Below are 24,808 nucleotides of genomic sequence, written 5' to 3'. Positions count from 1 at the left end.
TTAAAGAGCATTCCGGTTTTGTGGAATGCTTTTTTTATTTTTACTGAAACGCCAATCCGATGAAATCTATTTTAAGTCTCTTTCTATTACTTTTTATTATTTCTTGTGCACCAGAAAAGCAACCCGCAGATCTGCTTATTAAAAATGGCACTATTTATACGGTAAATAAAGACTTTGATACCGCAGATGCGCTGGTCATAAAAGATGGAAAAATTCTGGAAATCGGACTCAAACCTGAATTAGAACTTAAATACAACATTGCAAAAACCTATGATGCAAAGGGTAGAACAGTGATTCCCGGACTTATAGACGCACATGCTCATTTGTTTAACCTGGGCGCCAAACTTCAAAATGTTGATCTCGTTGATACGCAGAGTTATGCTGAGGTATTAGAAAGAGTGAGTGACTTTCAGAAAGAAAAAAATGTAGCATTTATTCTTGGACGGGGTTGGGATCAGAACGATTGGGAGATCAAGGAATTTCCAACGAAAAAAGAACTTGACTCACTTTTTCCCGAAACCCCAGTGGCGCTCACCCGAATTGATGGTCATGCCATGATCACGAATAGTAAAGCCCTTGAAATGGCTGGAATTACTTCGGAAACGAAAATGGATGGAGGAGAAGTAATTGTAAGCAATGGTGAACCTACGGGATTGCTCGTGGATACACCCATGAGCTTAGTGTGGAATGTTATCCCGAATATGACCCCCGAAGTAGCACGACAAGCGCTTATCGATGCCCAAAAAATTTGTTTTGAATTAGGATTAACAACGGTTAATGACGCCGGGCTAGGCAAAAAGACCATTGAGTTGATTGATACAATGCAAGCCGATGGTTCTTTAGCAATTCGGGTATATGCGATGGTAAGTAATTCAAAAAACAACTTAGATTATTACCTCAAAAAAGGAATTATAAAAACAGATCGTCTTAATGTGCGTTCGGTAAAAGTGTACGCCGATGGTGCTCTTGGCTCGCGCGGAGCCGCATTGCGTGCTCCGTATTCAGATCAAGAAAATCATTTTGGTGCAATGATCACCCCGCAAGACTCATTAATGAAGCTTGCTAAGCGTATTGCTGCGGCTGGCTATCAAATGAATACCCATGCGATTGGAGATTCTGCGAATGTTGCAGTGATTCGTGCGTATCAGGAGGCCTTGAAAGGTAAGACAGATGCACGTTGGAAGGTAGAACATGCTCAAATTTTAAGTGTTTCGGAATTCGACAAATTTTCAAAGAATATCATCCCGTCGGTGCAGCCAACGCATGCTACCAGCGACATGTATTGGGCTGAAGACCGAGTAGGTTCAGAAAGAATAAAAGGTGCGTATGCCTATAAAACTCTTTTAGATCAAGCTGGAATAATCGCTTTGGGAACTGATTTTCCTGTTGAAAAGGTAAATCCAATGTATACTTTTTATGCAGCGGTAGCGAGAAAAGATCTCAAAAATTTCCCTGAAGATGGCTACAGAATGGAAGAAGCATTGACACGGGAGGAAGCGCTAAAAGGAATGACCATTTGGGCTGCATACTCAAACTTTGAAGAAGCTGAAAAAGGCAGTATTGAAGTTGGAAAGTTTGCCGATTTCACCATACTAGATCAAGATATTATGACCATTCCAGCCGATAGTATTCCTAACGTGAAAGTTATTTCAACGTTTGTGAATGGTGAGGAGGTTTACTCGCAAGAATAAAATACAGAAAATATTTAGTTCAGCTAGTAGATTTTATTTTCCACCTTTCGCCTGTAGATCGGCGATACAGAGCGGGTCCAATGTTGTCACTTCATTATTGATGCTGCGCGTCATGATACGGGTTGGTAAACTACTTTCAAAATACATTAAACACTCTTCTACTTTACAATGTTTTGCATGATTTACATCAACATGATCTGTGTGGATATCATCATCTTGAATGCCAACTAAGCCCAAAAGATGACCAAATTCGTGGTGCAGTGTTGTAGCTTCCAACAAAAATAGATCTGGTCCGTTATTCATAGCACTGAGGTTTCTTAAGGTTTCTTCGTAGATAACCATAGAAGTATTTCTATAGGCCGTACCCAAAGTTACAGAAGAATTTGTGTCGTTTGATGATTTTCCATCTACAAACAAAATATATACAGCTATGTCATCACCTTCTGTATATTCTGCTCTAAATTCGTCCTCGATGTCTCTAATTTCATCGGTGTCTAGGGGTGAATTTCCCGGACTTTGAATGGCGCGCTGCGTAATAACAATTCCACCGGGTTTGTTTAAACGTGCGTTTAAAAAGTTCTCTAAACTGGTAATACTGGCAGGTAAAGGTTGGTATCCTGCAACGTAAAGAATTTCTAGGCGCAGTTTTTGATATATATCTTCTGATAGTAAATCTTCGGCCGAAAGCCCCAGTTGTTTCAGGTTTTCTGCTTTGCTTTGATCTACTGAATCTTTGTCGTCATCCTTTTTACAGCTTGTTAAAACGGAGATCGCAAGGAAAAAAATGAATAATTTAGTGTACGGAAGTTTCAATAGCATATTTTTGTACTTTTAACAAACATAACGTATAAATGAGCATTATGAAAATGAGAATCTTTTTTTTAACGGTTTTTTCTTTAATTTGTTTTTCGGGTATTTCACAAACCGATAAATTTCAAGAAGAGATCGTATCTTATCTAAATAGTAACGGAACAAGTGATCAATATAGTTTTGCTTATGAGGAAATGTTTCAGGTGATTCGCCAGCAATTTCAAACGGCAAATGTTCCAGAAAGTTTCTGGGAAGAGCTAAAAGCAGATAAAAAAGAAGACCTTGAAGAGATCGTTACTAATCTCTCTTTTGCATATCGCAATCATTTTACGGCAGATGACATTAGTAAAATGGCCGCTTTTTATCAATCGGATGCGGGAAAACAACTCATTGATGATACGGTAAAACCTAATCAAGAATCAATTGATGCGGTTAATGCTTTTTATTCGAGTGAATTAGGGCTTAAAATTAAATCCAAATCTGACGTCCTAAGTGCCGACATTTCTCAGATCTCTGAGTATTGGAGTCGGGATCTTTTCGCTAAGAAAATGGGTCAATTGGTTAAAGCGGGTTATGTTCCGCAACAGTAAGGCGGGCTAAATAATCAAAATTTTGACCTCGGGTTATAACTTCAAATTGAAATCCGTTGCTAGTAGCGAGTTCCTCAAAAAGACTTTCACCTAGATATAGCCAAGAAAATTCGGTGGTTTTTTCTCCTTTGTAAGACATAGTAAACTGTAATTCGCCATAGTAATGGTTCGCTGGCACCCAAATACTTCCATCTTCGTTTTCGGGATACATATACTGTAGATCGCTAGAATCAATCAGTATTTGTCCGTTTTCATTTAATAAGGTTTTTAAATGCTGAAGATAATCAGGCACAGCCGAAACCCGTTCAAAAATACCCGTACCATTCATAAGTAATAAAATGGTGTCATACTTTCCTGCTTTATAGTTTAGGAATGCTTCCGTAAAAACATGATGCAGTCCGCGTAATTTCGCCACCTTTACCGCACCTTCGGAAGTGTCAATAGCTGTAACATTTAAACCTTTTTCTTGTAGATATAAGGCGTGACTTCCAGCGCCACACCCCACGTCCAGAATAGTTCCATGGCAAAGCTTTAGAGCGGTTTGCTCTAATTTGGGCATTTCAGAATAACTGCGGAAAAGATAGGGGAGCGGTAGTTCATCGGCATCACTGATATTAGTCTCCGTAATAATATCTTCGGTGTATTTTCCGAAGTGATAATCTAATAATGCATTTCCGAGGATATCAAGATTGTTCAATGAATTAGTGTTTGAATGAATTATTAACTCTCTAAGGCAATTATAACGCAATGATGGTCTATTCGTATTTTTGAATAGTGGTGTTTTAGTATTTTGGATAAATAAAACAATGTTGACTGTTCACGATTCACCAATCACCAATCACTATTTACTATAATCCCTTTTTCCTACCTTCGCGCCATGGATGAAATACTTAAAAATCTGCCAGCCGCCGCCAAAGATAAGTATAAAGAGAATAAAAAATTCTTCTTTAATCTTCGGAAGAAAACGCCGAAAGATCTAGATGTGATCATGCAAGACCTGCACGATAAAGAATTTGCCAAAACCGACTGCCTAAGCTGTGCTAACTGTTGTAAAACGACGGGTCCATTAATTACCGATAAGGATATTGCGCGTATTTCGAAGCATTTTAGAATGAAAGAACAAAAATTTATCGAAACCTATTTACGTATAGATGAAGATAATGATTTTGTAGTAAATAGTTTGCCATGCCCGTTTCTGGGAGCCGATAATTACTGTAGTATTTATGACGTTCGACCTAAAGCCTGCGCCGAATATCCACACACAAACGCTAAGCGTTTTGAGCGCTACGGAAATCTTACTTTAAAAAATGTGGAAATTTGTCCAGCGGCATTTAATATCGTGGAAGCCATGAAGGATCGTGTTGCATTAAAGTACCAACCGCCCAAGCGACCCTAATTATTTATAGAGCAAATATTTTGAACGCATAGCGTTAAATTGTTTCAATCCGTCTTGCCAGGACTCTCTAATCTCATCAGGGCTAAGGCCTTGAATTATTTGTGCTTGTAGCTTTCTGGTTCCTGCTAGAGTAGTAAAGAAATCGGTGAAATATGATGTTTTTTTACCGTAAGCAGTATAGCCTTCAATAAGCCATTCTAAATTTATTTCACTTAATCTTTTAATAGCTGAAAGGTCTTTTCCGTAGCATTTTTCTCCTTTAAATTTAGGGTACTTTGCGCCTTCGTTTGATTGCGGAGTAAAGGTATACGAGTACATCTCCGAAGGCAAACTAGGCGCTCCAAAAATTTGAAATTGCTTGCCGGTTCCACGTCCAGCACTTATTGGGGTACCTTCAAAAAAACACAAACTTGGGTATAGATTAATCGCTATGTCGTTCGGCATATTGGGTGACGGTTTTATAGGCACTGAGTAGGGCATGTCATGAGTGTAATTTTCCATAGGAATCACTGTGAGTTCACATTGTATGCCACTTGTCAACCATTTTTCACCATTGATCATTTGGGCATATTCTCCCATGGTCATACCGTGAACAACGGGTATGGGATGCATGCCAACAAAACTTTTGTGCTCAGGTTCCAGAATTGGTCCGTCAATATAATGGCCATTTGGGTTTGGACGATCTAGAACCATCACAGGAATTCCAGCTTCGGCACAGGCTTCCATCACATAATGCAGACTCGAAATATAGGTGTAAAAACGAGCGCCCACATCTTGAATGTCAAAAACAACTATATCTAGCCCGTGTAGTTGTTCGGGTGATGGTTTTTTGTTCTTTCCATAAAGCGAAGTAATAGCTACGCCAGTCTTGGTGTCGATCCCGTCTTTGACAAGTTCACCTGCATCGGCGGTACCGCGAAATCCGTGTTCTGGTGCAAATACCTTTGTAACGTTAATTTTATTTGACAGCAAGTTATCAACAAGGTGATCTTCGGTAAAGGCAAAGACTTCTTGTCCGTCTTTATAATAAACCGTATTTGATTGGATCACTGAGGTCTGGTTTGCAACAACACCTACACTTTTACCTTTGAGAAGCGGAAGGTATTTCTGTAGACGGTTTGCACCTACAATGATCTTCCTTGCACCTTCTGCTATAATCGGCGTTTCTGACGCAACTGCCACAGTGCTATTACCTGTAATCTGACTTTGGCTTTCCGTAGTATTTCCACAAGAAAAACAAGTCAAAAGCGCGATTATTATTGTATTTTTGAAACTGATCAATTGCATTAAAACACGTGAATTTCGAATTTTTTATCGCCCGGCGCATCATTGCCTCCAAGGATTATAAAAGTAGTATTTCGGCACCAATAATAAAAATCGCCATTACTGCTATCGCCCTCGGAATTATTATGATGCTGATCTCAATAGCCACGGGCGTCGGACTCCAAAAAAAAGTACGTGAAAAGGTCTCGGCATTTAATGGTGACATCATTATTACCAACTTCGACACCAATGCTTCCAACGATTCACAGATTCCTATTTCAAAAGATCAAGATTTTTACCCGAAATTTAAAACCGTTGAAGGAATTCGCCATATTCAGGTAACTGCAACTAAGGGAGGCGTGATCAGAACTCCAACCGATTTTGAAGGGGTTATTGTAAAAGGCGTAGGTAACGATTATGATTGGACGGCCTTTCAGGATTTCTTGCTCGAAGGGGAACTGCCAGACTATACCTCAAAACTCAATACAGATATTTTATTATCATCGTATTTGGCAAATCGTTTGGGACTTACACTGGGCGATAAAGTTGAAACATTTTTCTTAAATAACGACAGTTCCAAGGCACCAAGAGTGCGTCCGTTTGTCATCAAAGGGATCTATAACAGTGGCTTTCAACAATTCGATGAACAATATGTTCTGGCCGATATTCGCCATATTCAACGTCTCAACAAATGGAATGACGATGAAATTGGTGCCTTTGAGGTCTTTGTAACCGATTTTGACCAAGTAGGGGCTACCGGACTCGCAATTTACAACGAAACAGGAAGCACGCTTGATACCCAGACGGTTCGTGAAAAATATTATTCCATCTTCGAATGGCTAGATTTATTCGATTTCAACATTGCGCTTATTATCGGAATTATGATCCTCGTTGCAGGTATCAATATGATCACCGCGCTACTTGTGCTTATCCTCGAAAGGAGCCAGATGATCGGTATTCTTAAAGCGCTTGGAAGCAGTGATTGGAGTGTACGTAAAGTATTTTTGTACAATGCCATGTATCTTATTGGTGTTGGGCTCTTTTGGGGTAACCTTATTGGCATCGGACTCCTATTACTGCAAAAATATGGGAAGATCTTTCCGCTTAATCCCGATACCTATTATGTGACCGAAGCGCCCGTTTATTTAAATATTGGCTATATCTTGATCTTAAATGTAGGTACTTTTCTACTGTGTTTGTTGATGCTTTTAATCCCTTCCTATATTATTTCAAAAATTTCACCGGTCAAAGCTATTCGTTACGAATAATTTTTTAGGCGTTACCACGCCATCGGCGCGGTCGTGCTTTCGGCTTTATCCCCGCCGCTCGTTCCTTGGGCGGGGGATGCTCGCCTCAATCCCTAACGCGGGCTCAGTACACTCAATACAACCTAGCATAAAAATTGGCAATGACAGTCGTTTCTATTCGGTTAGAACGTCATTTACTTCTATATAATCGTAGTCTGGAGAATCGGTAAAAAATTGTCTCAATTGCCAAACGTGGCCTTGGCCGTAAATTAAAAGTATGCGGTCTTCACTTGAAAAGTCAGTAATGTCATAAGCATTAGAAAAAATCCTTAAATTTCTTCGGTACCATCGTGCTACTCCATCCGCACCAAGATATAGATCTCCTGCTCCCGTTAGAGCATTATTCGTTAAATATTGCTGATGAGATTTTAATGTGCTCTTTGGATTGTTCAGGAAACGAAAGTGTTCCGTCAAGGTTTGCACAGTCTTTAATGAATCTTCGATGGCCCAAAGCGCATTATAATCATATCTTGTTGCTTTATCGTATTGATCTCTGGATTTCATATAGTCATCCTCATTATAATTTTCCTAGTCTAAATCGGCTCCAAACCAATCGGAAGTAGCGTCAGATGCATATATTCTTTGATGTCCTAATTTTTTTGCAAGTCGAAAACCAATTTGATAGACCTCGTTGCTCTTATCATCGATATTAAATTCCCCTTTTAAATACTTTTGAAATTTATCGTTTATGGTACTGTCCATTGTATTCCGATTGCGCTCTACTAAAATCTTAGTAGGTTTAAATTTAGCCAAGTCTGATATAAGGTGATCTAGTTCGTTCTGCTTTTCTTTTGAAAAGATATCGATGTTGAATTTTTCTTTGTAGGCGTCTAGATTCGGACTTGAAAAATGAAAAACACCGAGTATCATTGCCTTGGCTTTTTTATCTCCTATAAATTCATCTGCGTATTCAAAAGTGTTTATCGCCGTTGGTGTTGGGGATGTTAATTCGGGTTTTATATTTTGTTGATTACATGAAATTAAGAGGAACAAGAATAGTATAGAAGCAAAATAGTTTTTCATTAGGTTAGTTTTTATGGTGTTACAGTATAGACATGGCTGCGTTTCAAATGTTACAGTTATGTGAATGTTGTTGCTAAGTGCTTTCTACCGACTAAAATTCATACCTTTGCAGCCCGAAAGTAAAATGGTTTTGAACTTTCAGAAACACGAAAAGAATAGATGGAATACGCAGAAAATATATTAGGAACTATTGGCAATACACCACTAGTAAAGATCAACAAACTGGCTGAAGAAATTCCAGCATTGGTGCTTGCTAAATACGAAACGTTTAACCCAGGCAACTCGGCAAAAGACCGAATGGCGGTTAAGATGATCGAAGATGCAGAAGCCGAAGGTAAATTAAAACCAGGTGGGACCATTATTGAAGGTACCTCAGGCAATACTGGCATGGGTCTAGCCCTAGCTGCGATCATAAAAGGCTATAAAATGATCTGCGTGATCAGCGACAAACAATCCAAAGAAAAAATGGACATCTTACGTGCCGTTGGCAGTGAAGTAGTGGTTTGTCCAACAGATGTTGAACCCACAGACCCTCGCTCGTATTATTCTACCTCAAAACGACTTGCTGAAGAAACGCCAAATAGCTGGTATGTTAATCAGTATGATAACCCAAGTAACGCCAAAGCGCACTACGAAAGTACCGGACCAGAGATCTGGAAACAAACCGATGGCAAAGTGACGCATTTTGTAGCAGGTGTGGGTACTGGCGGAACCATAAGTGGCGTAGGGAAATATTTAAAAGAGCAAAACCCAAATATTAAGATCTGGGGAATCGATACCTACGGAAGTGTTTTTAAGAAATATCATGAGACAGGTATCTTTGACGAAAAGGAGATCTATCCTTATGTTACTGAAGGTATCGGCGAAGATATTCTTCCAAAGAATGTAGATTTCAGCGTTATTGATGGTTTTACTAAGGTAACCGACAAAGATGCGGCGGTTTGGACACAAAAGCTTTCCAAAACCGAAGGGATGTTCTTAGGGAATTCAGCCGGTGCAGCAATGAAGGGACTTATTCAGCTAAAGGAACATTTTACCAAAGATGATGTGGTTGTAGTACTTTTTCATGATCATGGAAGCAGATATGTTGGTAAAATGTACAACGATGACTGGATGCGAAAGATGGGTTATATTGATTAATAAGCTTTAGGTTCTAAGCCTATATGTATTTAGGGGTTAACTATTTTATATATACACTAGACATTTCAAATACGATTTCGCCGCCACCCATAATGTCCTTATGAGATAATAGGTTACCCTCTAGTAATCCGCCATTAACGGTAACACTTTTGACATATACATTTTCTTTGCTTTGATTATTTGCCTTAATGGTGAGCGTTTTGCCATTTTCAAGATGTAAAATCGCCTCTTTTACCAATGGACTGCCAAGCGCATAGTCTGTTGATCCTGGTGTTACCGGATAAAACCCGAGACTACTAAAAACGTACCAAGCACTCATTTGGCCGGCATCATCATTTCCGCAGAGGCCCTCTACGGTTGGAGCATACATGGTCTCCATGATCATTCGAACGCGTTCTTGTGTTTTTTCAGGATGCCCCGTCCAATTGTATAAATAGGGGATATGATGTCCGGGCTCATTTCCGTGGACATAATTTCCAATGATACCATCACGGGTAATATCTTCATGCTTTGCGATAAATTTTTCATCTATTTCCATAGTAAAAAGAGAATCTAAATGTTGCGAAAAGCGCTCTTTGCCGCCCATCATGCTCACCATTTGTTCAATATCGTGAGGCACGTAGAGTCCGTAATTCCATGCGTTTCCTTCAATAAAACCTTGGCCATGAGTGTCCATGGGGTCAAAATCTTTTCTAAAAGTACCATTAGCTAGTTTTGGACGCATATAGCCAATTTTTTCATCATATACATTCTTATAATATCCAGCGCGTTCTGTAAAAGTTGCCTCTTCCGAAGAATTTCCGACTTCCTTAGCAATTTGTGAAATACACCAATCGTTATAGGCATATTCTAGGGTTTTAGAAACCGAAGAATGACTTTTATCATCTGGTACATATTTGTAATCTATATAATCGCCGATACCATCAAAGTATCGCACGTTTGCAGTGTTCACTGAGGCATCGAGCGCTCGGCTTCGGTCAAAATCACCAACGTCTTTGGCCATCGCATCTGCTATAACCGATGTGGCGTGATACCCTATCATACACCAATTTTCATTTGCATAATGCGACCAAATAGGGAGCATGTTGTGTACACTTTCATCATGATGTGCAAGCATCGATTTGATCATGTCATTGTTGCGTTGTGGCTGTGTGATATTAAATAAAGGATGTAAGGCTCGATAAGTATCCCAGAGGGAAAAGATACTATAGTTGGTGAAACCTTCAGACTGATGTATGTTTTGATCTAAACCTCGATATTGTCCGTCAACATCTTCATATAGAATGGGGGACAAGTTTGTGTGATACATAGCTGTATAGAAGTTGATTTGATCCTCCTGGGAAAGCGGTGTGATCTCTATTTTAGCGAGTTCTTTATTCCACTTAGCCTTTGTTTCATTTTTTACTTGGTCAAAGTCCCAATGCGGAACTTCTACATTTAAATTATTAAGCGCACCAGCTGTGCTTACGGGAGATAGTGCAAATTTAATTTTGATTTGTTCATCGCTTTTGGTATCAAAGTTGAAATAGGCTCTTATATCTTTTCCGGCCATTTCAGGGAAGTTCTTTTCCTGATCAAAACGTCTGTAAAATCCATCGTAAATTACTTCGTCATACTTCTTATGTCCATAACTTTTGAATGGTTTTGAAAACTGCATAGCGAAAAACACCTTTTTTGTTCTAGCCCAACCCTTTGTTTGTCTATATCCTGTTATCAGTGAATCATTTTCCACCCGAATAAATGTCCAAACGTTTTTATTTTCGTGATGATAGACATTGTAAACCATATCTAGAATGATGTGAGCTTCGCTTGATTCTGGAAAAGTATATTGATGAAAACCAACACGTTCGCTCGCAGTTAATTCTGCCTTTATAGTATAACTATCTAGATCTACCTTGTAATAGCCTGGAGAGGCTTCTTCAGTATCGTGAGAGAACGAAGAGTAAAAACCTTTCTCCCCATCTTTTGTTTCTAAAGGTTCAAGTTTCAAATTGCCAGTTGTTGGCATTACTAAAAAATCGCCCAGATCTGAATGCCCAGTACCGCTAAAATTAGTGTGAGCAAAGCCAATTATGGTAGAATCCTTATGCTGATATCCTGCACAGTATGCATAGGTTTCACTATTGTAAGTTCCGTCAGGATCAAACATTACCTCAAAATTGGTTTGCGGACTTAGTTGAACCATACCAAAAGGTGCCGTGGCACCCGGAAAGACATGACCCATTTTACTTGTACCAATAAACGGATTTACATACTGGGTGTAATCCTTAGTAGGGGTTTGTGCTATGTGTTCTTCGGAAGATTGCTCACTTATACATGAATTAAAAAAAAGTAAACCAATAGGGATATATTTAAAGCTTTTCATGAATTGAGTTTAAATAAAGGAAGTTTAATCTAGCTAATATACAGTTTCCATTAACCATAATCATTCGCATTTTATACATCATTCAATTTCAGGATCAGGTCTTTCCTTAAAATTATAATTGTAAACAAAACCAACACTAAATTCACTAAAATCTGCTTGTCCGGCGTTCGCGTTGATGGTCGACGCAAAGAACATATTGTATTTAGGCATTTCTTTGGTTGGTAAGAGATAGTATTTAAGTCCGAGTCGCGTTGCGATACTTCGTTTCAATTCATATTCACCATCTAGTTTACCATATTCAAAAATAGGCACAAAGCCTTCGGGTGTTTCAATATAATAGGTATACGAGCTACTTACCATTTTATCAATCTTATAAAATGGTTTGTATATGTTGAAACCGACGTTACATTCTATGCCTATATGATTCATTAGAATTTCAGCATGGAAAGAAACTCCGTAGTTTTTAGCGTAAGCCTTCGGATTTTCTAAAAAATATGGATACAACTCACGAATTAGCGCTTCGTTGTTAACAATATAGTCGTAATAGTGATCGTAATTTCGATAAAAGAATCCCACACCAAATTTATACGTTCGGTTGTAGATCTTTCCGAAGTTAATATGTGTGGTCGAGATCAATTTTTTGCCGTTAAATTCTTCTGATAAAGCATTGAGCCCGAATCCTTGTCGAAAAGAGAAATAATTTTCAACGGTACGTTTATATGTTTTCTTTTCAGGAGCGGGATCACCTGCGAGCAATACAGCTGCGGGCTCATTTTTTCGATAGTTGAATTGAAGGGTAGTGCTTGCAAGTAAAGAGTTGAGTCCTAAATTGGGCAATTTTGTATGTCCGTTTGAATGATGAAAATATCCAGCACCTATTGCCCATTCAAAACCTTCGCTTCGCAATACTGAAGCTTGTAAGAATAAGCGAAATGACCAGGTATACTGCGTTGATATGGCGTCATTATGGGGGTTCTTGAGGGGTTCATATTTTTCCGTAAAATAGGATCCACCAATTCCAGCGTGTGCTTTTAACCTCTTTGTTCCGAAGAGATTAAATTCCATAAAAGGCATCAGGGTATATGCAAACCCAACTTTTTCAGGATTTCCGAAATCTGTAAAACCCAAGCTTATACCTGTTCTAGTAAAACCTGTGCGATAAGCCCATTCTGGATCGTTTGTGTCGTAAAACCTACCCAAATGGAGAAAATATGCCTTACCGGGTTGGGTTTCAGGGAAAAACTCTGTGGGTGGAATTGGATTTCCGTAGAGATATTCAGTACGAATAAAGCGAGAAAACGGAGCGACATCATCGGGCTGCTGCGCGAACATACTGCTAATAACGAAGAGGAATATGTATGTTAATTTTTTGGGCAAAGGATAGCGCGATTCTAATTGAAAACCTCAAAGAACGCTTTTTTTTTGATTCTATTAAAATCAATAAGGCCGTGTAGGGTCTTTTTGAATGGGATAATTTGAAACTTGTGTTCTTTTTAATACCTTTAGTACTCTTTTTGCATAGCTCCCTCGCTAAGAAAAAAGTGATGAAAGAAGATTTTCTGCATTATGTGTGGAAGTTTCAAAAACTTGACACACAGCATTTAAAAACGATAGCAGGGGAAGTGGTTGAGGTGGTTTCTGCGGGACAACAAAACGTTAATTCGGGGCCGGACTTTTTTAACGCACAACTTAGAATCAATAAACAGCATTGGGCTGGAAATGTAGAAATTCATATAAAGTCATCCCATTGGTATGCGCATCATCACGAAGTAGACCCAGCCTACGACTCGGTGATACTCCATGTAGTTTGGGAGTACGATATTCCAATATTTCGAAAAAACGAGGAACAAATCCCCACGTTAGAGCTTAAAGATCGAGTGTTTCCTGCACTAACCCGTTCTTACCGAAAGCTATTTGCAAATCCAATTCAATGGATTCCTTGTGAGTCTTATTATCCTTTGGTGGATCCCTTTCTATTAAAGCACTGGCTTGGCCGGCTCTTTTTTGAGCGCTTGGAAGAAAGGAGCAAGCAAATATTAGAACGTTTAGAGATTCTAAATAATCATTGGGAGGCATTGTTTTTTGTGACTTTGGGAGCTAACTTCGGACTCAAAGTGAACGTGGAGGCATTTAAAAGTATTGCTGAAAGTGTCGATTTTAGAGTAATCTCAAAGTATTCTCAACAGGTAAAGGAATTAGAATGTATTCTTTTCGGACAAGCAGGTTTTTTGGATGGCGTAAACCATGATCATTACTATGTACAGTTAAAGGAAGATTACGCTTATTTAAAACGAAAGCATCACTTAACCCAGACAGGCGTGATCGCACCGAAATATTTTAGATTGCGTCCGCCAAATTTCCCAACGATCAGACTCTCGCAATTTGCGGCGGTATGGACAGGGCATACACATTTATTCTCTAAAATGATCAAGGCCGAAAGTAGGGAAGAGCTGCATGAGCTATTTAAAGCTTCAGCGAGTACATATTGGGATACGCATTATAATTTTGGAGTAATATCGGCAAATAGAAAGAAGACCATCACTCCAACCTTTATAGATTTATTATTGGTCAATACTGTGATCCCTATTAAATTCTGCTATGCAAAATATCGGGGTATAAAAATTTCCGAATCACTAATAGAACTAGCTTCGTCGATTCCTAAAGAAAGGAATAATGTGATCTCAAAATTCGACACCTTACAACCTACGGCTCAAAATGCTATGGATTCGCAGGGGTTGCTACAATTAAAGAATCAATACTGTAATAAACAAAAGTGCTTACAATGTATGATAGGAAATACCGTCTTAAACAGAACTTGAAACTAAAATTTCCAACTAAAAAGTGTAATTTAGACGCGTGCTACAAGTAGTTTATAAAATACGGCATTATTTAGAAAAGCGTGGTTTTTACGTAAGCTCCCGGCTGGCAGATCGGCTCGGGATGCGCGCTAAAAGTGTGCGTTTGTTCTTTATCTATGTTTCATTCGCAACTTTAGGGCTGTGGTTTGCTATTTATTTGACTCTGGCCTTTTGGTTAAAGCTAAAGGATCTGGTGTACACTAAACGAACGTCGGTATTTGACTTATGATCAGGCTATTACAATCAAAGATCGCGGGTGCCTTACTACTATTGCTATTGGTTTTTTTAGCGGGGGTTATAGGATATGCCTTATTCTTTGACTATACTTTGGTTGATGCTGTTTATATGACGGTCATTACGGTATCTACGGTTGGGTTTGGAGCTATTCACCCCATGAACCCAGCGGAGAAGATCTTTACCTCGATTCTAATACTAACAAGCGTTTTTATTGCGGGTTATGCTATTAAGGTAATTTCAGAATATATTTTAAGCAAGAATAATATTGGAAATTTAAGACAGAAAAAAGTGGAAAATACAATCAAATCCTTGCAAGACCACGTGATCGTTTGTGGCTTCGGAAGAAACGGAAAACAGGCGGTTCAAAAACTAAAGGCATACCACAAGCCATATGTTGTTGTAGAACATAGCGACGAAGTAGTAGAGCGTTTTGCTGAAGAAGGTATTCTTTTTGTGCACGGAAATGCTATTGAAGACGAATATTTAGAACAAGCGGGAATACATAAAGCAAGCACCCTTATTTGCGCTTTGCCAAGCGATGCTGATAATTTATTCATTGTTCTTTCTGCAAGACAAATGAACAAAGACCTTAAAATTATTAGTCGGGCCACCGAAGAAACAAGTTATTCAAAGTTAAAATTAGCAGGCGCAGACCACGTAATTATGCCAGATAAGATTGGTGGAGATCATATGGCGTCTTTAGTTGTCGTTCCCGATCTTGTAGAATTTTTAGACAATTTATCTGTTTCTGGCGAGGAAGACAGTATGAATGTGGAGCAAATTCCATTTGATAAGATCTGTACTTCAGGGGAACCTCGAGCCATCAAAGACCTTGATGTTCGGAAGAAAACAGGCTGTTCTATAATTGGTTACAAATCTCCCCAAGGAGAATACATCGTTAATCCTGAACCTTCTTTGATCCTTCAAAAAGAATCAAAGCTTATTCTTATTGGTCGGCCTAATCAAATAGAGCGGCTTAAAGAAGTTTATGACGTATAGTCGTTGTTTAATAAATTCCCGAGCAAAAATTTGAATTCGGTCTTTTTTTTTAGCATCTTGCTTAGCTGAAAAAACAAAAGTTTCACTAAAAAACCTATCCATGAAGAAATTTCTTCTTTCCGTACTTGCAGTACTAACACCATTATTAACCTTCGCGCAAACAGCGACCGAAATGGGTCTCGACGAACAAATCGACAAGGCGTTTGGAAATGCAACGGGGTGGTTTGTGAGCTTTATTTTTTATCAGATCCCATTTACAGACGAGGTAAGTGTCTATTGGGTTTTATTTCCGTTAATATTAGGAGCGCTCTATTTTACGTTTTATTTCAAATTTATCAATTTTACGGCCTTTGGGAAATCACTCAATATTGTTCGAGGTAAATATGATGATGTAGAAGGGAAAGGTCATCATGCGATCGAAGTTTCAGAAGGTGTTCACAAAACCGGAGAGGGTGATAATCCAGACACAATACGTGTGGAAGGTCATGAAGGAGAAGTTTCACACTTTCAAGCGTTAACAGCGGCTTTATCGGCAACGGTAGGGCTTGGAAACATAGCTGGTGTTGCTATTGCAGTCTCTATTGGTGGTGCAGGAGCAACATTTTGGATGATCGTTGCCGGACTAATAGGAATGGCATCAAAATTTGTAGAATGTACCTTAGGGGTAAAATATCGTGACATCGCCGCAGATGGCACCGTGTATGGTGGTCCGATGTATTATTTGACCAAAGGATTGAAATCAAAAGGTATGGGCGGGCTTGGTAAAGTTTTAGCTGCGCTATTTGCCATATTCGTAATTGGTGGGTCATTTGGTGGTGGAAACATGTTTCAAGTGAATCAAGCTTTTCAACTCGTTGAAAATATCACAGGTGGAGAAAATTCTTTCTTACACGAAAAAGGATGGTTATTTGGTATAGTCATGGCTGTCTTTGTTGGTATTGTAATTATTGGTGGGATTAAAAAGATTGCGAAAGTGACCGACAAGATCGTTCCTTTTATGGTAGTGATCTATGTTGGAGCGTCTTTGTTTGTTTTAATCGCTAAGTACGATATGATCGGTGATGCGTTTATGCAAATTATCAATGGAGCTTTTAGTCCGATGGGTGTTGCCGGTGGTGCTGTTGGTGTATTGGTTCAAGGATTTAGACGTGCAGCTTTTTCAAATGAGGCGGGTGTTGGTTCAGCATCGATTGCGCACTCAGCGGTAAAAACAAAATATGCGGCTTCCGAAGGTATGGTTGCTTTGCTAGAGCCTTTTATCGATACGGTGATCGTTTGTACAATGACAGCTCTTGTGTTAATTATCACAGGAAATGTTACGGCAGAAAATGCTAGTTTAAATGATGCACAGGCTATCTTATTGACTTCTGGAGCATTTGAATCTGTTATTTCTTGGTTCCCTTATGTGTTAACTATAGCAGTGATCCTATTTGCTTTTAGTACTATGATCTCATGGTCTTATTACGGTTTTCAAGGTTGGGCATATCTCTTCGGAAGAACAAAGAAGATGGAGTATACTTATAAGATCCTATTCTGTATTTTCGTGGTAATTGGTGCTGCGGCAAGTCTCGGATCGGTGATCGGCTTCTCTGATGCCATGATCTTTGCTATGATGGTTCCCAACATGATCGGTCTGGTAATCTTAGCGCCGAAAGTGCGTGATGAGCTCAATAAATACTTGAGTGCAATTAAAGCCCTTAAAGACGAAAAATAGAATAATTTTTTATATATTTAAAAGTGCTTAACTCCCCGGCTAAAGCCTAAAGTTATGCATTTTATAAAATCCCAACTCCTGTTCAATGCGCAACAACGATTTGGGATTTTATCTTTGTTGATCATAATCACAACGCTACTGAGTCTCTATTTCTTTGTGGAGCCTTCGGAAACGGAACGCTTTGATATTTCTTCTGCGGAAGTCGTATTACTGCAAAACCAATTAGATTCGTCGCGGGCTTCGGAACTAGAACGCCGCAAACCGAAACGGTATCCTTTTAATCCAAATTTCATAACCGATTATAAAGCTTATGCGCTCGGAATGTCTCCCGAAGCCTACGATCGTTTAAAGAATTTTCGGGATGACGGAAAATGGATCAATTCGGCAACCGACTTTAAACGGGTCACGGGTGTTTCAGATTCGCTACTAGCTGACTTAAGTCCGTGGTTCAAATTTCCAGATTGGGTCACAAACCCGAAACCAAAAAAGAAGCAGTATGCTACTTTTGATTCAGAAAAAAGCTTTTCAGAAAAAATAGATCTTAATACCGCTTCCGAAGAACAACTACGAGCAGTCTATGGTATTGGCGAAGCTTTTAGTAAGCGAATTGTGGCATACCGTGAAAAGCTTGGAGGTTTTACAAATGACGTGCAATTGTACGGTGTTTGGGGGCTTAATGCATCGGTTGTAGATAGGTTGTTAAAACAATTTACAGTAAAAACGCCAAAGGAAATTCAGAAAATAAATATAAATACCGCTTCTGCCTCAGATATAGCCACCATTCCAGGGGTCTCTTTTGAGTTGGCAAAATCAATTTGGGAGTTTAGAGTGCTTCGCGAGCAGATCGAATCCCTTTCAGACTTGAATAAAATAGAAGCCCTCAGCGCTACCAAATTACAGCTAATTAGCGTATATTTGACCACTGAATAGTGCGGTTTTAATAGCTTGAATTCTCGCTAGCTGCACTTTTTTTCAGAATCAAAACAAACCATTATATTCCAGATTTTATGAGTATGTATTTTACAGAAGAGCATGATTTTTTTAGAAAGAGTTTTAGTGATTTCTTACAAAAAGAAGTTGCTCCCCATATAAATAAGTGGGAAGAAACAGGCCATATAGAGCGTTTTATTTGGGAAAAATTTGGAGAAATGGGATACTTTGGCATTAACTACCCAGAGCAATATGGTGGTATGAATCTGGATCTGTTTTATACAGTGATCTTTTTAGAGGAGCTCCAAAAATTGAACTCCGGCGGATTTGCAGCGGCTATGTGGGCGCATGCGTATCTGGCTATGACGCATATCAATAAAGAAGGAAATCACGAACAACGAGAAAAGTATCTAGCTCCAAGTATTACCGGTGAAAAAATTGGATGCCTTTGTATTACCGAACCTTTTGGTGGAAGTGATGTTGGAGGAATGCGTACTACCGCCGTAAAAAAAGGAGATACCTATGTGATCAACGGCTCAAAAACCTTTATAACTAATGGTGTTTATAGTGATTACTTGGTGGTTGCTGCAAAAACAGCGCCCGAACTTGGGAATAAAGGTATTAGTATTTTTGTCTTAGATCGCGATATGCCTGGTATTTCGGCAACCAAACTCGATAAATTGGGTTGGCGAGCTAGTGATACTGGTGAGATTGCTTTTGATAACGTTGTTATTCCAGCTGCCAATCTTATGGGTGAAGAAAACAAAGGGTTTCCTTATATTATGCAGCACTTTGCTCTAGAGCGACTAATTATGGGTGTAAATGCACATGCGCGAAGCGAGTTTGCATTAGAATATACAATACAATATATGAAAGACCGTATGGCCTTTGGAAAGTCAATTTCGAAGTTTCAGGCCTTACGACATAAAGTAGCACAGTTAAGTAGTGAAGTGGAGGTTGTAAAAACCTTTAATTATGTTACAGCTAAGCGCTTAAATGATGGTGAATATGTGGTTAAAGAGGCGACCATGTCTAAGCTAATAGCTACTAAAGTTGCCGATGAGGTGGCTTATGAGTGTTTACAGCTTTTAGGAGGTTATGGTTATATGGAAGACTATCCGTTGGCGCGTCTTTTTCGCGATAGCAGATTAGGACCTATTGGTGGAGGAACTTCAGAGATACTTCGTGAAATAATTGCGAAAATGACTATTGACCAAATTGAATATAAGCCTGCCACCTAACGGTTTAATACTGAGATTAATTTTTGGTCTTGTATTTGCATCGATTATGGTGTAATCATTATATAATTCGTATGAAATATCAATTTTTTAAATCCCTGCTCAGACTAGTAGTTATTTTATTTAGTTTCAACGCCTTTGGTCAAACCGAACTAAAAGGAAAAGTGGTTGATTTTGCAACCTTTGGTCCCATTGAGAGTGCTAGTATTTATGTAGATAAAACTACGGTGGGTACAGTAACTAATGCCGATGGAAAGTTTGTTCTTTTAGTTCCTGAGAAGTTTAAAAATGACACCTTGGTTATTTCGTCTATAGGTTTCCGTAGTTTTAAAACAACTGTAGGTGAATTTGATGGTACAGCAGATATTTTTCTTGAAGAAGATATTGCCTCCCTCGATGAGATCGTCTTGGTGGGTGATCCGCGACCCAAGACAGGTAATGATATTGTATTACGTGCATTAGAGCGTTTACCAAGAAATATGCCTGAAGAACCTTATCTGCAAAAAGGATTTTTACGTCACAAAGAACGCAATACGAAAGAATACAAATGGCTTATTGAGAGCGCAATTACATTGTATGATTCCAGTTATGCTTCCGCAGCAAAAAAGAATTTAAAGATCAATGTTGACGAAAATCGTAAAAGTTATGATTTACGTGATGTTGACAGTCTATTTGCATATACGGCGTATCTTAAAAATCGAACAAACAATAAGGCGCTGCGTTCTAAAAATCTACGACGGGATACCATAGCGACGGCTTCGCTTATTAAAGCGATAAAATGGAATGATAGCCGAGTTAATGGGTTAGAGAACTTATTTAAAGGGAAGCTCAATATGATGCGTAATGCAAATGCGTCTAAAGCTTTATTAGGAGAGAATATGCTGAATACGCATCAGTTTAGACTCGATACTGTTTTGGTTGATAACGACCGAAAATTATACAAAATTGAAATTACCAAGAGCAAAGACTTTGTAGGTCTCGATACCAAAAATGTTTATAACGAAGGTTATGAAGCGCGTGGATGGATGTATATCTATTGGGACAACTATGCGGTTAAAAAACTTGAATACGAATTGGTGGCGGCTTCTGATGCCCAAAAAAGACGGAGTAAGAGTCTCTTCGGAACACAAGTCAATCATAAGCTTGTGATCACTTATAAGGAGTATCAAGACAAAATGTATCCTAATTATATCTATTATGAAACGCCAAAATTGGTGAATGCTGGTGACCGATCATCAGACCAAACCGATAAAGACGGAAAGGCTACACAAGATAAAAACGATTTCTATTACAATACCGTACAAGAAATTATCTTTACGGAAATCATTCAGGACCCTGAGTTGGTGAATGATGCTTTGCAGCAGGAATGGTCTGAAGATATTTTTAAAATCCGCCCATATAACGAAGCATTCTGGAAGAACTACAATGTGTTATTGGAGAGCGAAGAAGAGGAGCAGCTTATTAGAGATCTAAGTAAGAGAGCGTCTTTGTTTCAGCAGTAAAAGGCCAAAAAGAAAGCAGGTTTGAGAGGAATAAATATTTCCTTAAAAAAAATCGTGATTGATTCCTGATAAATCAAAACTATTTCATAATTTTGCCGACCTAAAGAGAGGAGGTTAAGACACTATGTTAATTATACCAGTTAAAGACGGAGAAAATATCGATAGAGCATTAAAGCGTTTCAAGCGTAAGTTCGATCGTACAGGGACAATGCGTCAGCTACGAAAAAGACAAGCTTTTTCAAAGCCGTCGGTAGTGCGTAGAGCACAGATCCAAAAAGCAGAATACATTCAAGGACTTAGAGACGCTGAAGAAATTTAGTAGTTAAATCCTTAGAAATATATAGATCCGCTGTTCATTTAATTGAATAGCGGATTTTTTTGTTTTACTTCGGAAGGATGTATTTATGGATTACTTAGGTTCTCCTCATGTTTCGTATCTTTATGTGTTAAGTATTCATCAATCCACAAAGTTAGTTCCTATATGCCGTTCTCTAAGTTTATCGACTACCTGGTGTTAGAGAAAAATTACTCAAACCACACCGTAAAGGCATATCGTAATGATTTACAATCCTTTCACGATTTTGCCGAGCTAGAATATGACTATAAAAGTGTTGAGAACGTTCCGTACAGTATTATTCGAAGCTGGATAGTTTCTCTCGTAGAGGCTGATATATCTAATCGAAGTGTCAATCGTAAAATCTCTTCATTAAAGACCTATTACAAATTTCTTCTAAAGACCAAGCAAATTGAAGAGAACCCATTGGCCAAGCACAAGGCTTTAAAGACCAGTAAAAAATTACAAGTGCCTTTTTCAGAAAAAGAAATAGTTGAGGTATTGGGGCTAATGGAGGACGCAGAAGGATTTGAAGCGGTGCGCAATAAATTGATTGTTGAGCTTTTTTATTCAACGGGAATGCGTAGAGCCGAACTGATCAATCTTAAGATAAAAGATGTTTCTAGGTCACAACAAACGATCAAGGTGTTGGGGAAAAGAAATAAAGAAAGGATAATTCCACTGCTTCCTAGTGTGATTAAAACACTAACAATTTATTTTGCAGAACGAGATAGTTTACAGTTTATTCAGGATAAGGAGTATCTTCTGTTAAGCGCTAGAGGCGTTAAAGTTTATGATACGCTTGTTTACCGCGTGATAAATTCATATTTTAGTAAGACATCTGCGAAAGTAAAGAAGAGTCCGCATATTTTACGTCACTCTTTTGCAACACATCTCTTAAATGAGGGTGCTGATTTAAATGCGGTGAAAGAATTGTTAGGACATTCGAGTTTGGCTTCAACACAAGTTTACACCCATAATAGTATTGCGCAATTAAAGCAGGTCTATTTAAGCTCACATCCTCGAAATAAAAAAGATTAATACTAACCAGCGATGCTTAAGCTATCTGAATTACGATCTTTCAAGAAAGATAATTCGTTTAAAGAAAATAGCATTACTTAATAATTGAAACGCGTATGAGAGTTAATGTGCAAGCCCCTAATTTTGCAGCTGATGCTGAACTCATTGATTTTATTGAGAGACGTTTAGATAAATTAGAGCAGTTTTACGATAAGATTATTTTTGCTGACGTGTTTCTGAAAGTTCAAAAGACGAGTGAGAAGCAGAATAAGAATGTAGAAATATTACTGAGTATCCCTGGAGGAGATTTAATGGTTAAAAAGGATGCAAAAACATTTGAGGAAGCGACAGACGAGTGTCTCCGATCGTTAGAGAGGCAGCTTAAAAAAAGAAAACAAAAACAAAGAGCACATTTGTAGCATTTTTTTTTGAAAAAAGTTTTTTAAAAGATAATTATTTATATACATTTGCAGTCCGTTAGAAATAGCGGACTTTTTTATGTTTCATTTTGAGGTGTAAAAAAGGCTTAAAAGCCGATGTAGCTCAGCTGGCTAGAGCAGCTGATTTGTAATCAGCAGGTCGTGGGTTCGAGTCCCTCCATCGGCTCTTGAAATTTTGAAATTGCAATAATTTTGAATTTGATTTTTTAGATTCAAAATTAGCTCGGGGAGATACTCAAGCGGCCAACGAGGGCAGACTGTAAATCTGCTGACTACGTCTTCGCAGGTTCGAATCCTGCTCTCCCCACAAAAATCTTTGCAAAGGCAGGGATTTCTAAATTGCAAGTTTGAAATAGCTTGATTTGAAATATTGAATTGCATTTTGATTTTATTCAGAATGAAAAGCGGGAGTAGCTCAGTTGGTAGAGCGTCAGCCTTCCAAGCTGAATGTCGCCAGTTCGAACCTGGTCTCCCGCTCTATAATGTTCCTGTGAAGGCAGGAATCTCTTTCCTTGTCGCTAAGGAGAAGATTAAAAACTTTACGCCGGTGTAGCTCAGGGGTAGAGCGTTTCCTTGGTAAGGAAGAGGTCACGAGTTCAATTCTCGTCATTGGCTCAAAAACATATTACGATTAAACACTATTATATAACTAAGATTAAATTAATACAAGATGGCAAAAGAAACATATGATCGTTCGAAACCCCACCTAAACGTAGGTACTATTGGACACGTAGATCACGGTAAAACAACATTGACTGCTGCAATTACAAAAGTATTGGCAGATGCTGGTTATTCAGAAGCTTCTGCTTTTGATCAAATTGATAATGCCCCTGAAGAAAAAGAAAGAGGTATTACTATCAACTCTTCACACGTTGAATACGCAACAGCTAACCGTCACTATGCACACGTTGACTGTCCAGGTCACGCCGATTATGTAAAGAACATGGTTACTGGTGCTGCTCAGATGGATGGTGCTATCTTGGTAGTTGCTGCTACAGATGGTCCAATGCCACAAACACGTGAGCACATCCTTTTAGGACGTCAGGTAGGTATTCCTCGTATCGTTGTATTCATGAATAAAGTGGATATGGTTGATGATGAAGAATTATTAGAATTAGTTGAAATGGAAGTAAGAGATCTTCTTTCTTTCTACGAGTATGATGGTGATAATGGTCCTGTAATTGCTGGTTCTGCATTGGGTGCCTTAAATGGTGAGCAGAAATGGGTTGATACTGTATTGGAGCTTATGGAAGCTGTTGATACTTGGATCGAAGAGCCATTACGTGAGGTTGATAAGCCTTTCTTGATGCCAATCGAAGATGTATTCTCTATTACAGGTCGTGGTACTGTAGCAACTGGTCGTATTGAGACTGGTATCGCTAACACTGGAGATCCTGTAGAGATCATTGGTATGGGAGCTCAGAAATTGACTTCTACTATTACTGGTATTGAGATGTTCCGTCAGATCCTTGATAGAGGTGAGGCTGGAGATAATGCAGGTATCTTATTAAGAGGTATTGAAAAATCTCAGATCTCAAGAGGTATGGTAATTACTAAGCCAGGATCTGTAACTCCACACGCTAAGTTTAAAGCTGAGGTTTACGTATTGAAAAAAGAAGAAGGTGGACGTCACACTCCATTCCATAATAACTACCGTCCACAGTTTTACGTACGTACAACTGACGTAACAGGAAACATTAATCTTCCTGATGGCGTTGAGATGGTAATGCCAGGTGATAACTTAACTATTACAGTTGATCTTATTCAGCCTATCGCATTGAACCTAGGTTTACGTTTTGCTATCCGTGAAGGTGGTAGAACAGTAGGTGCAGGTCAGGTTACTGAGATTTTAGACTAATTATTAGTCAGAAAATAATAAGGAAAGGTGTCTCGCTAAATGCGGGACGCCTTGACTTTTATAACGGGTTTAGCTTATTTCGATAGTTGTCGA

The 24,808-nt window shown here is 38.7% G+C and carries 21 protein-coding genes, 4 tRNA genes and 1 pseudogene; 20 read left to right on the top strand and 6 right to left on the bottom strand.

All coding sequences use genetic code 11. The annotated features are described in order from the left end of the window. The first annotated feature begins 59 nt into the window (after positions 1-59). Positions 60-1,691 carry an amidohydrolase gene (locus tag ACY2RU_RS16240; RefSeq protein ID WP_490139534.1) on the top strand — a complete coding sequence of 544 codons (1,632 nt, stop codon included), beginning with the start codon at positions 60-62 and terminating at the stop codon, positions 1,689-1,691. 33 nt (positions 1,692-1,724) lie between these two features. On the opposite strand, the gene ACY2RU_RS16235 is transcribed toward ACY2RU_RS16240, so the two are convergent. Further along, positions 1,725-2,510: a membrane metalloprotease gene (locus tag ACY2RU_RS16235; RefSeq protein WP_490139533.1), complete on the bottom strand. Its 786-nt coding sequence runs from the start codon at positions 2,508-2,510 to the stop codon at positions 1,725-1,727. Positions 2,511-2,551: 41 nt separating this feature from the next. On the opposite strand from ACY2RU_RS16235, the gene ACY2RU_RS16230 reads away from it, so the two are divergent. Next, positions 2,552-3,091, top strand: coding sequence for a DUF2059 domain-containing protein (locus tag ACY2RU_RS16230; RefSeq protein ID WP_490139532.1), 540 nt, complete (start codon positions 2,552-2,554; stop codon positions 3,089-3,091). On the opposite strand, the gene ACY2RU_RS16225 is transcribed toward ACY2RU_RS16230, so the two are convergent. Then, positions 3,063-3,788, bottom strand: a complete 726-nt coding sequence (locus ACY2RU_RS16225) for a class I SAM-dependent methyltransferase (RefSeq protein ID WP_490139531.1) — start codon at positions 3,786-3,788, stop codon at positions 3,063-3,065. The genes ACY2RU_RS16230 and ACY2RU_RS16225 overlap by 29 nt on opposite strands. 180 nt (positions 3,789-3,968) lie before the next feature. Between ACY2RU_RS16225 and ACY2RU_RS16220 the strand changes: the two genes are divergently transcribed. Next, positions 3,969-4,487 (top strand): YkgJ family cysteine cluster protein, encoded by a 519-nt coding sequence (locus ACY2RU_RS16220; protein WP_490139530.1) that lies wholly within the window; start codon positions 3,969-3,971, stop codon positions 4,485-4,487. On the opposite strand, the gene ACY2RU_RS16215 is transcribed toward ACY2RU_RS16220, so the two are convergent. Continuing rightward, complete coding sequence (locus ACY2RU_RS16215; RefSeq protein ID WP_490139529.1) at positions 4,488-5,774, bottom strand: exo-beta-N-acetylmuramidase NamZ family protein; 1,287 nt, start codon at positions 5,772-5,774, stop codon at positions 4,488-4,490. Positions 5,775-5,782: 8 nt separating this feature from the next. On the opposite strand from ACY2RU_RS16215, the gene ACY2RU_RS16210 reads away from it, so the two are divergent. Further along, positions 5,783-7,018, top strand: a complete 1,236-nt coding sequence (locus tag ACY2RU_RS16210) for an ABC transporter permease (protein WP_490139528.1) — start codon at positions 5,783-5,785, stop codon at positions 7,016-7,018. 153 nt (positions 7,019-7,171) lie between these two features. On the opposite strand, the pseudogene ACY2RU_RS16205 reads toward ACY2RU_RS16210, so the two are convergent. Continuing rightward, positions 7,172-7,927, bottom strand: a pseudogene (locus ACY2RU_RS16205) (DUF5694 domain-containing protein). Between the two features lie 312 nt (positions 7,928-8,239). On the opposite strand from ACY2RU_RS16205, the gene ACY2RU_RS16200 reads away from it, so the two are divergent. Continuing rightward, positions 8,240-9,220 (top strand): PLP-dependent cysteine synthase family protein, encoded by a 981-nt coding sequence (locus ACY2RU_RS16200; protein WP_490139527.1) that lies wholly within the window; start codon positions 8,240-8,242, stop codon positions 9,218-9,220. 40 nt (positions 9,221-9,260) lie between these two features. On the opposite strand, the gene ACY2RU_RS16195 is transcribed toward ACY2RU_RS16200, so the two are convergent. Beyond that, complete coding sequence (locus ACY2RU_RS16195) at positions 9,261-11,585, bottom strand: GH92 family glycosyl hydrolase (protein WP_490139526.1); 2,325 nt, start codon at positions 11,583-11,585, stop codon at positions 9,261-9,263. Between the two features lie 78 nt (positions 11,586-11,663). Next, positions 11,664-12,917 carry an acyloxyacyl hydrolase gene (locus ACY2RU_RS16190; protein WP_490139525.1) on the bottom strand — a complete coding sequence of 418 codons (1,254 nt, stop codon included), beginning with the start codon at positions 12,915-12,917 and terminating at the stop codon, positions 11,664-11,666. 212 nt (positions 12,918-13,129) lie between these two features. On the opposite strand from ACY2RU_RS16190, the gene ACY2RU_RS16185 reads away from it, so the two are divergent. The 15 genes from ACY2RU_RS16185 (at position 13,130) to tuf (ending at position 24,715) form a co-directional block, all read left to right on the top strand. Next, positions 13,130-14,404: a DUF2851 family protein gene (locus tag ACY2RU_RS16185; protein ID WP_490139524.1), complete on the top strand. Its 1,275-nt coding sequence runs from the start codon at positions 13,130-13,132 to the stop codon at positions 14,402-14,404. Between the two features lie 37 nt (positions 14,405-14,441). Continuing rightward, positions 14,442-14,672, top strand: coding sequence for a PspC domain-containing protein (locus tag ACY2RU_RS16180; protein ID WP_490139523.1), 231 nt, complete (start codon positions 14,442-14,444; stop codon positions 14,670-14,672). After that, positions 14,669-15,679: a potassium channel family protein gene (locus ACY2RU_RS16175; RefSeq protein ID WP_490139522.1), complete on the top strand. Its 1,011-nt coding sequence runs from the start codon at positions 14,669-14,671 to the stop codon at positions 15,677-15,679. Before ACY2RU_RS16180 ends, ACY2RU_RS16175 begins: the two co-directional genes overlap by 4 nt. A 100-nt stretch (positions 15,680-15,779) precedes the next feature. Further along, positions 15,780-17,393: an alanine/glycine:cation symporter family protein gene (locus ACY2RU_RS16170; RefSeq protein WP_490139521.1), complete on the top strand. Its 1,614-nt coding sequence runs from the start codon at positions 15,780-15,782 to the stop codon at positions 17,391-17,393. Between the two features lie 54 nt (positions 17,394-17,447). Beyond that, positions 17,448-18,323, top strand: a complete 876-nt coding sequence (locus ACY2RU_RS16165; RefSeq protein WP_490139520.1) for a ComEA family DNA-binding protein — start codon at positions 17,448-17,450, stop codon at positions 18,321-18,323. 77 nt (positions 18,324-18,400) lie between these two features. Further along, positions 18,401-19,564, top strand: coding sequence for an acyl-CoA dehydrogenase family protein (locus ACY2RU_RS16160; protein ID WP_490139519.1), 1,164 nt, complete (start codon positions 18,401-18,403; stop codon positions 19,562-19,564). Between the two features lie 71 nt (positions 19,565-19,635). Beyond that, positions 19,636-21,063, top strand: coding sequence for a carboxypeptidase-like regulatory domain-containing protein (locus tag ACY2RU_RS16155; RefSeq protein WP_490139518.1), 1,428 nt, complete (start codon positions 19,636-19,638; stop codon positions 21,061-21,063). A gap of 124 nt (positions 21,064-21,187) precedes the next feature. Beyond that, positions 21,188-21,382, top strand: a complete 195-nt coding sequence (gene rpsU / locus ACY2RU_RS16150; RefSeq protein WP_490139517.1) for a 30S ribosomal protein S21 — start codon at positions 21,188-21,190, stop codon at positions 21,380-21,382. Positions 21,383-21,544: 162 nt separating this feature from the next. Then, the gene (locus ACY2RU_RS16145; RefSeq protein ID WP_490139516.1) at positions 21,545-22,438 is read left to right on the top strand and encodes a tyrosine-type recombinase/integrase; all 894 of its coding nucleotides are present in this window, start codon (positions 21,545-21,547) and stop codon (positions 22,436-22,438) included. A 95-nt stretch (positions 22,439-22,533) separates the two neighbouring features. After that, complete coding sequence (gene hpf / locus ACY2RU_RS16140; RefSeq protein ID WP_490139515.1) at positions 22,534-22,836, top strand: ribosome hibernation-promoting factor, HPF/YfiA family; 303 nt, start codon at positions 22,534-22,536, stop codon at positions 22,834-22,836. A gap of 113 nt (positions 22,837-22,949) precedes the next feature. Next, positions 22,950-23,023 (top strand) — tRNA-Thr (locus ACY2RU_RS16135). Between the two features lie 59 nt (positions 23,024-23,082). Continuing rightward, a tRNA-Tyr gene (locus ACY2RU_RS16130) sits at positions 23,083-23,164 on the top strand. A gap of 97 nt (positions 23,165-23,261) precedes the next feature. Further along, positions 23,262-23,334: transfer RNA gene (locus ACY2RU_RS16125), tRNA-Gly, on the top strand. A 66-nt stretch (positions 23,335-23,400) separates the two neighbouring features. Continuing rightward, positions 23,401-23,472 (top strand) — tRNA-Thr (locus ACY2RU_RS16120). A gap of 55 nt (positions 23,473-23,527) precedes the next feature. Then, on the top strand, positions 23,528-24,715 hold the full coding sequence (gene tuf, locus ACY2RU_RS16115; protein ID WP_490139514.1) for an elongation factor Tu: 1,188 nt from the start codon (positions 23,528-23,530) through the stop codon (positions 24,713-24,715). Positions 24,716-24,808: the final 93 nt, after the last annotated feature.

Source organism: Ulvibacter sp. 2305UL32-6 (genome assembly GCF_058148545.1).
Note: the sequence above shows the minus strand (reverse complement) of the source record. Positions and strands in the feature narration are given on the sequence as shown.

Coding starts and splice junctions, on each gene's coding strand:
- ACY2RU_RS16240 (WP_490139534.1), top strand. CDS start 60: ATGAAATCTATTTTAAGTCTCTTTCTATTACTTTTTATTATTTCTTGT.
- ACY2RU_RS16235 (WP_490139533.1), bottom strand. CDS start 2,510: ATGCTATTGAAACTTCCGTACACTAAATTATTCATTTTTTTCCTTGCG.
- ACY2RU_RS16230 (WP_490139532.1), top strand. CDS start 2,552: ATGAAAATGAGAATCTTTTTTTTAACGGTTTTTTCTTTAATTTGTTTT.
- ACY2RU_RS16220 (WP_490139530.1), top strand. CDS start 3,969: ATGGATGAAATACTTAAAAATCTGCCAGCCGCCGCCAAAGATAAGTAT.
- ACY2RU_RS16215 (WP_490139529.1), bottom strand. CDS start 5,774: ATGCAATTGATCAGTTTCAAAAATACAATAATAATCGCGCTTTTGACT.
- ACY2RU_RS16200 (WP_490139527.1), top strand. CDS start 8,240: ATGGAATACGCAGAAAATATATTAGGAACTATTGGCAATACACCACTA.
- ACY2RU_RS16195 (WP_490139526.1), bottom strand. CDS start 11,585: ATGAAAAGCTTTAAATATATCCCTATTGGTTTACTTTTTTTTAATTCA.
- ACY2RU_RS16190 (WP_490139525.1), bottom strand. CDS start 12,917: ATGTTCGCGCAGCAGCCCGATGATGTCGCTCCGTTTTCTCGCTTTATT.
- ACY2RU_RS16185 (WP_490139524.1), top strand. CDS start 13,130: ATGAAAGAAGATTTTCTGCATTATGTGTGGAAGTTTCAAAAACTTGAC.
- ACY2RU_RS16175 (WP_490139522.1), top strand. CDS start 14,669: ATGATCAGGCTATTACAATCAAAGATCGCGGGTGCCTTACTACTATTG.
- ACY2RU_RS16170 (WP_490139521.1), top strand. CDS start 15,780: ATGAAGAAATTTCTTCTTTCCGTACTTGCAGTACTAACACCATTATTA.
- ACY2RU_RS16165 (WP_490139520.1), top strand. CDS start 17,448: ATGCATTTTATAAAATCCCAACTCCTGTTCAATGCGCAACAACGATTT.
- ACY2RU_RS16160 (WP_490139519.1), top strand. CDS start 18,401: ATGAGTATGTATTTTACAGAAGAGCATGATTTTTTTAGAAAGAGTTTT.
- ACY2RU_RS16155 (WP_490139518.1), top strand. CDS start 19,636: ATGAAATATCAATTTTTTAAATCCCTGCTCAGACTAGTAGTTATTTTA.
- rpsU (WP_490139517.1), top strand. CDS start 21,188: ATGTTAATTATACCAGTTAAAGACGGAGAAAATATCGATAGAGCATTA.
- ACY2RU_RS16145 (WP_490139516.1), top strand. CDS start 21,545: ATGCCGTTCTCTAAGTTTATCGACTACCTGGTGTTAGAGAAAAATTAC.
- hpf (WP_490139515.1), top strand. CDS start 22,534: ATGAGAGTTAATGTGCAAGCCCCTAATTTTGCAGCTGATGCTGAACTC.
- tuf (WP_490139514.1), top strand. CDS start 23,528: ATGGCAAAAGAAACATATGATCGTTCGAAACCCCACCTAAACGTAGGT.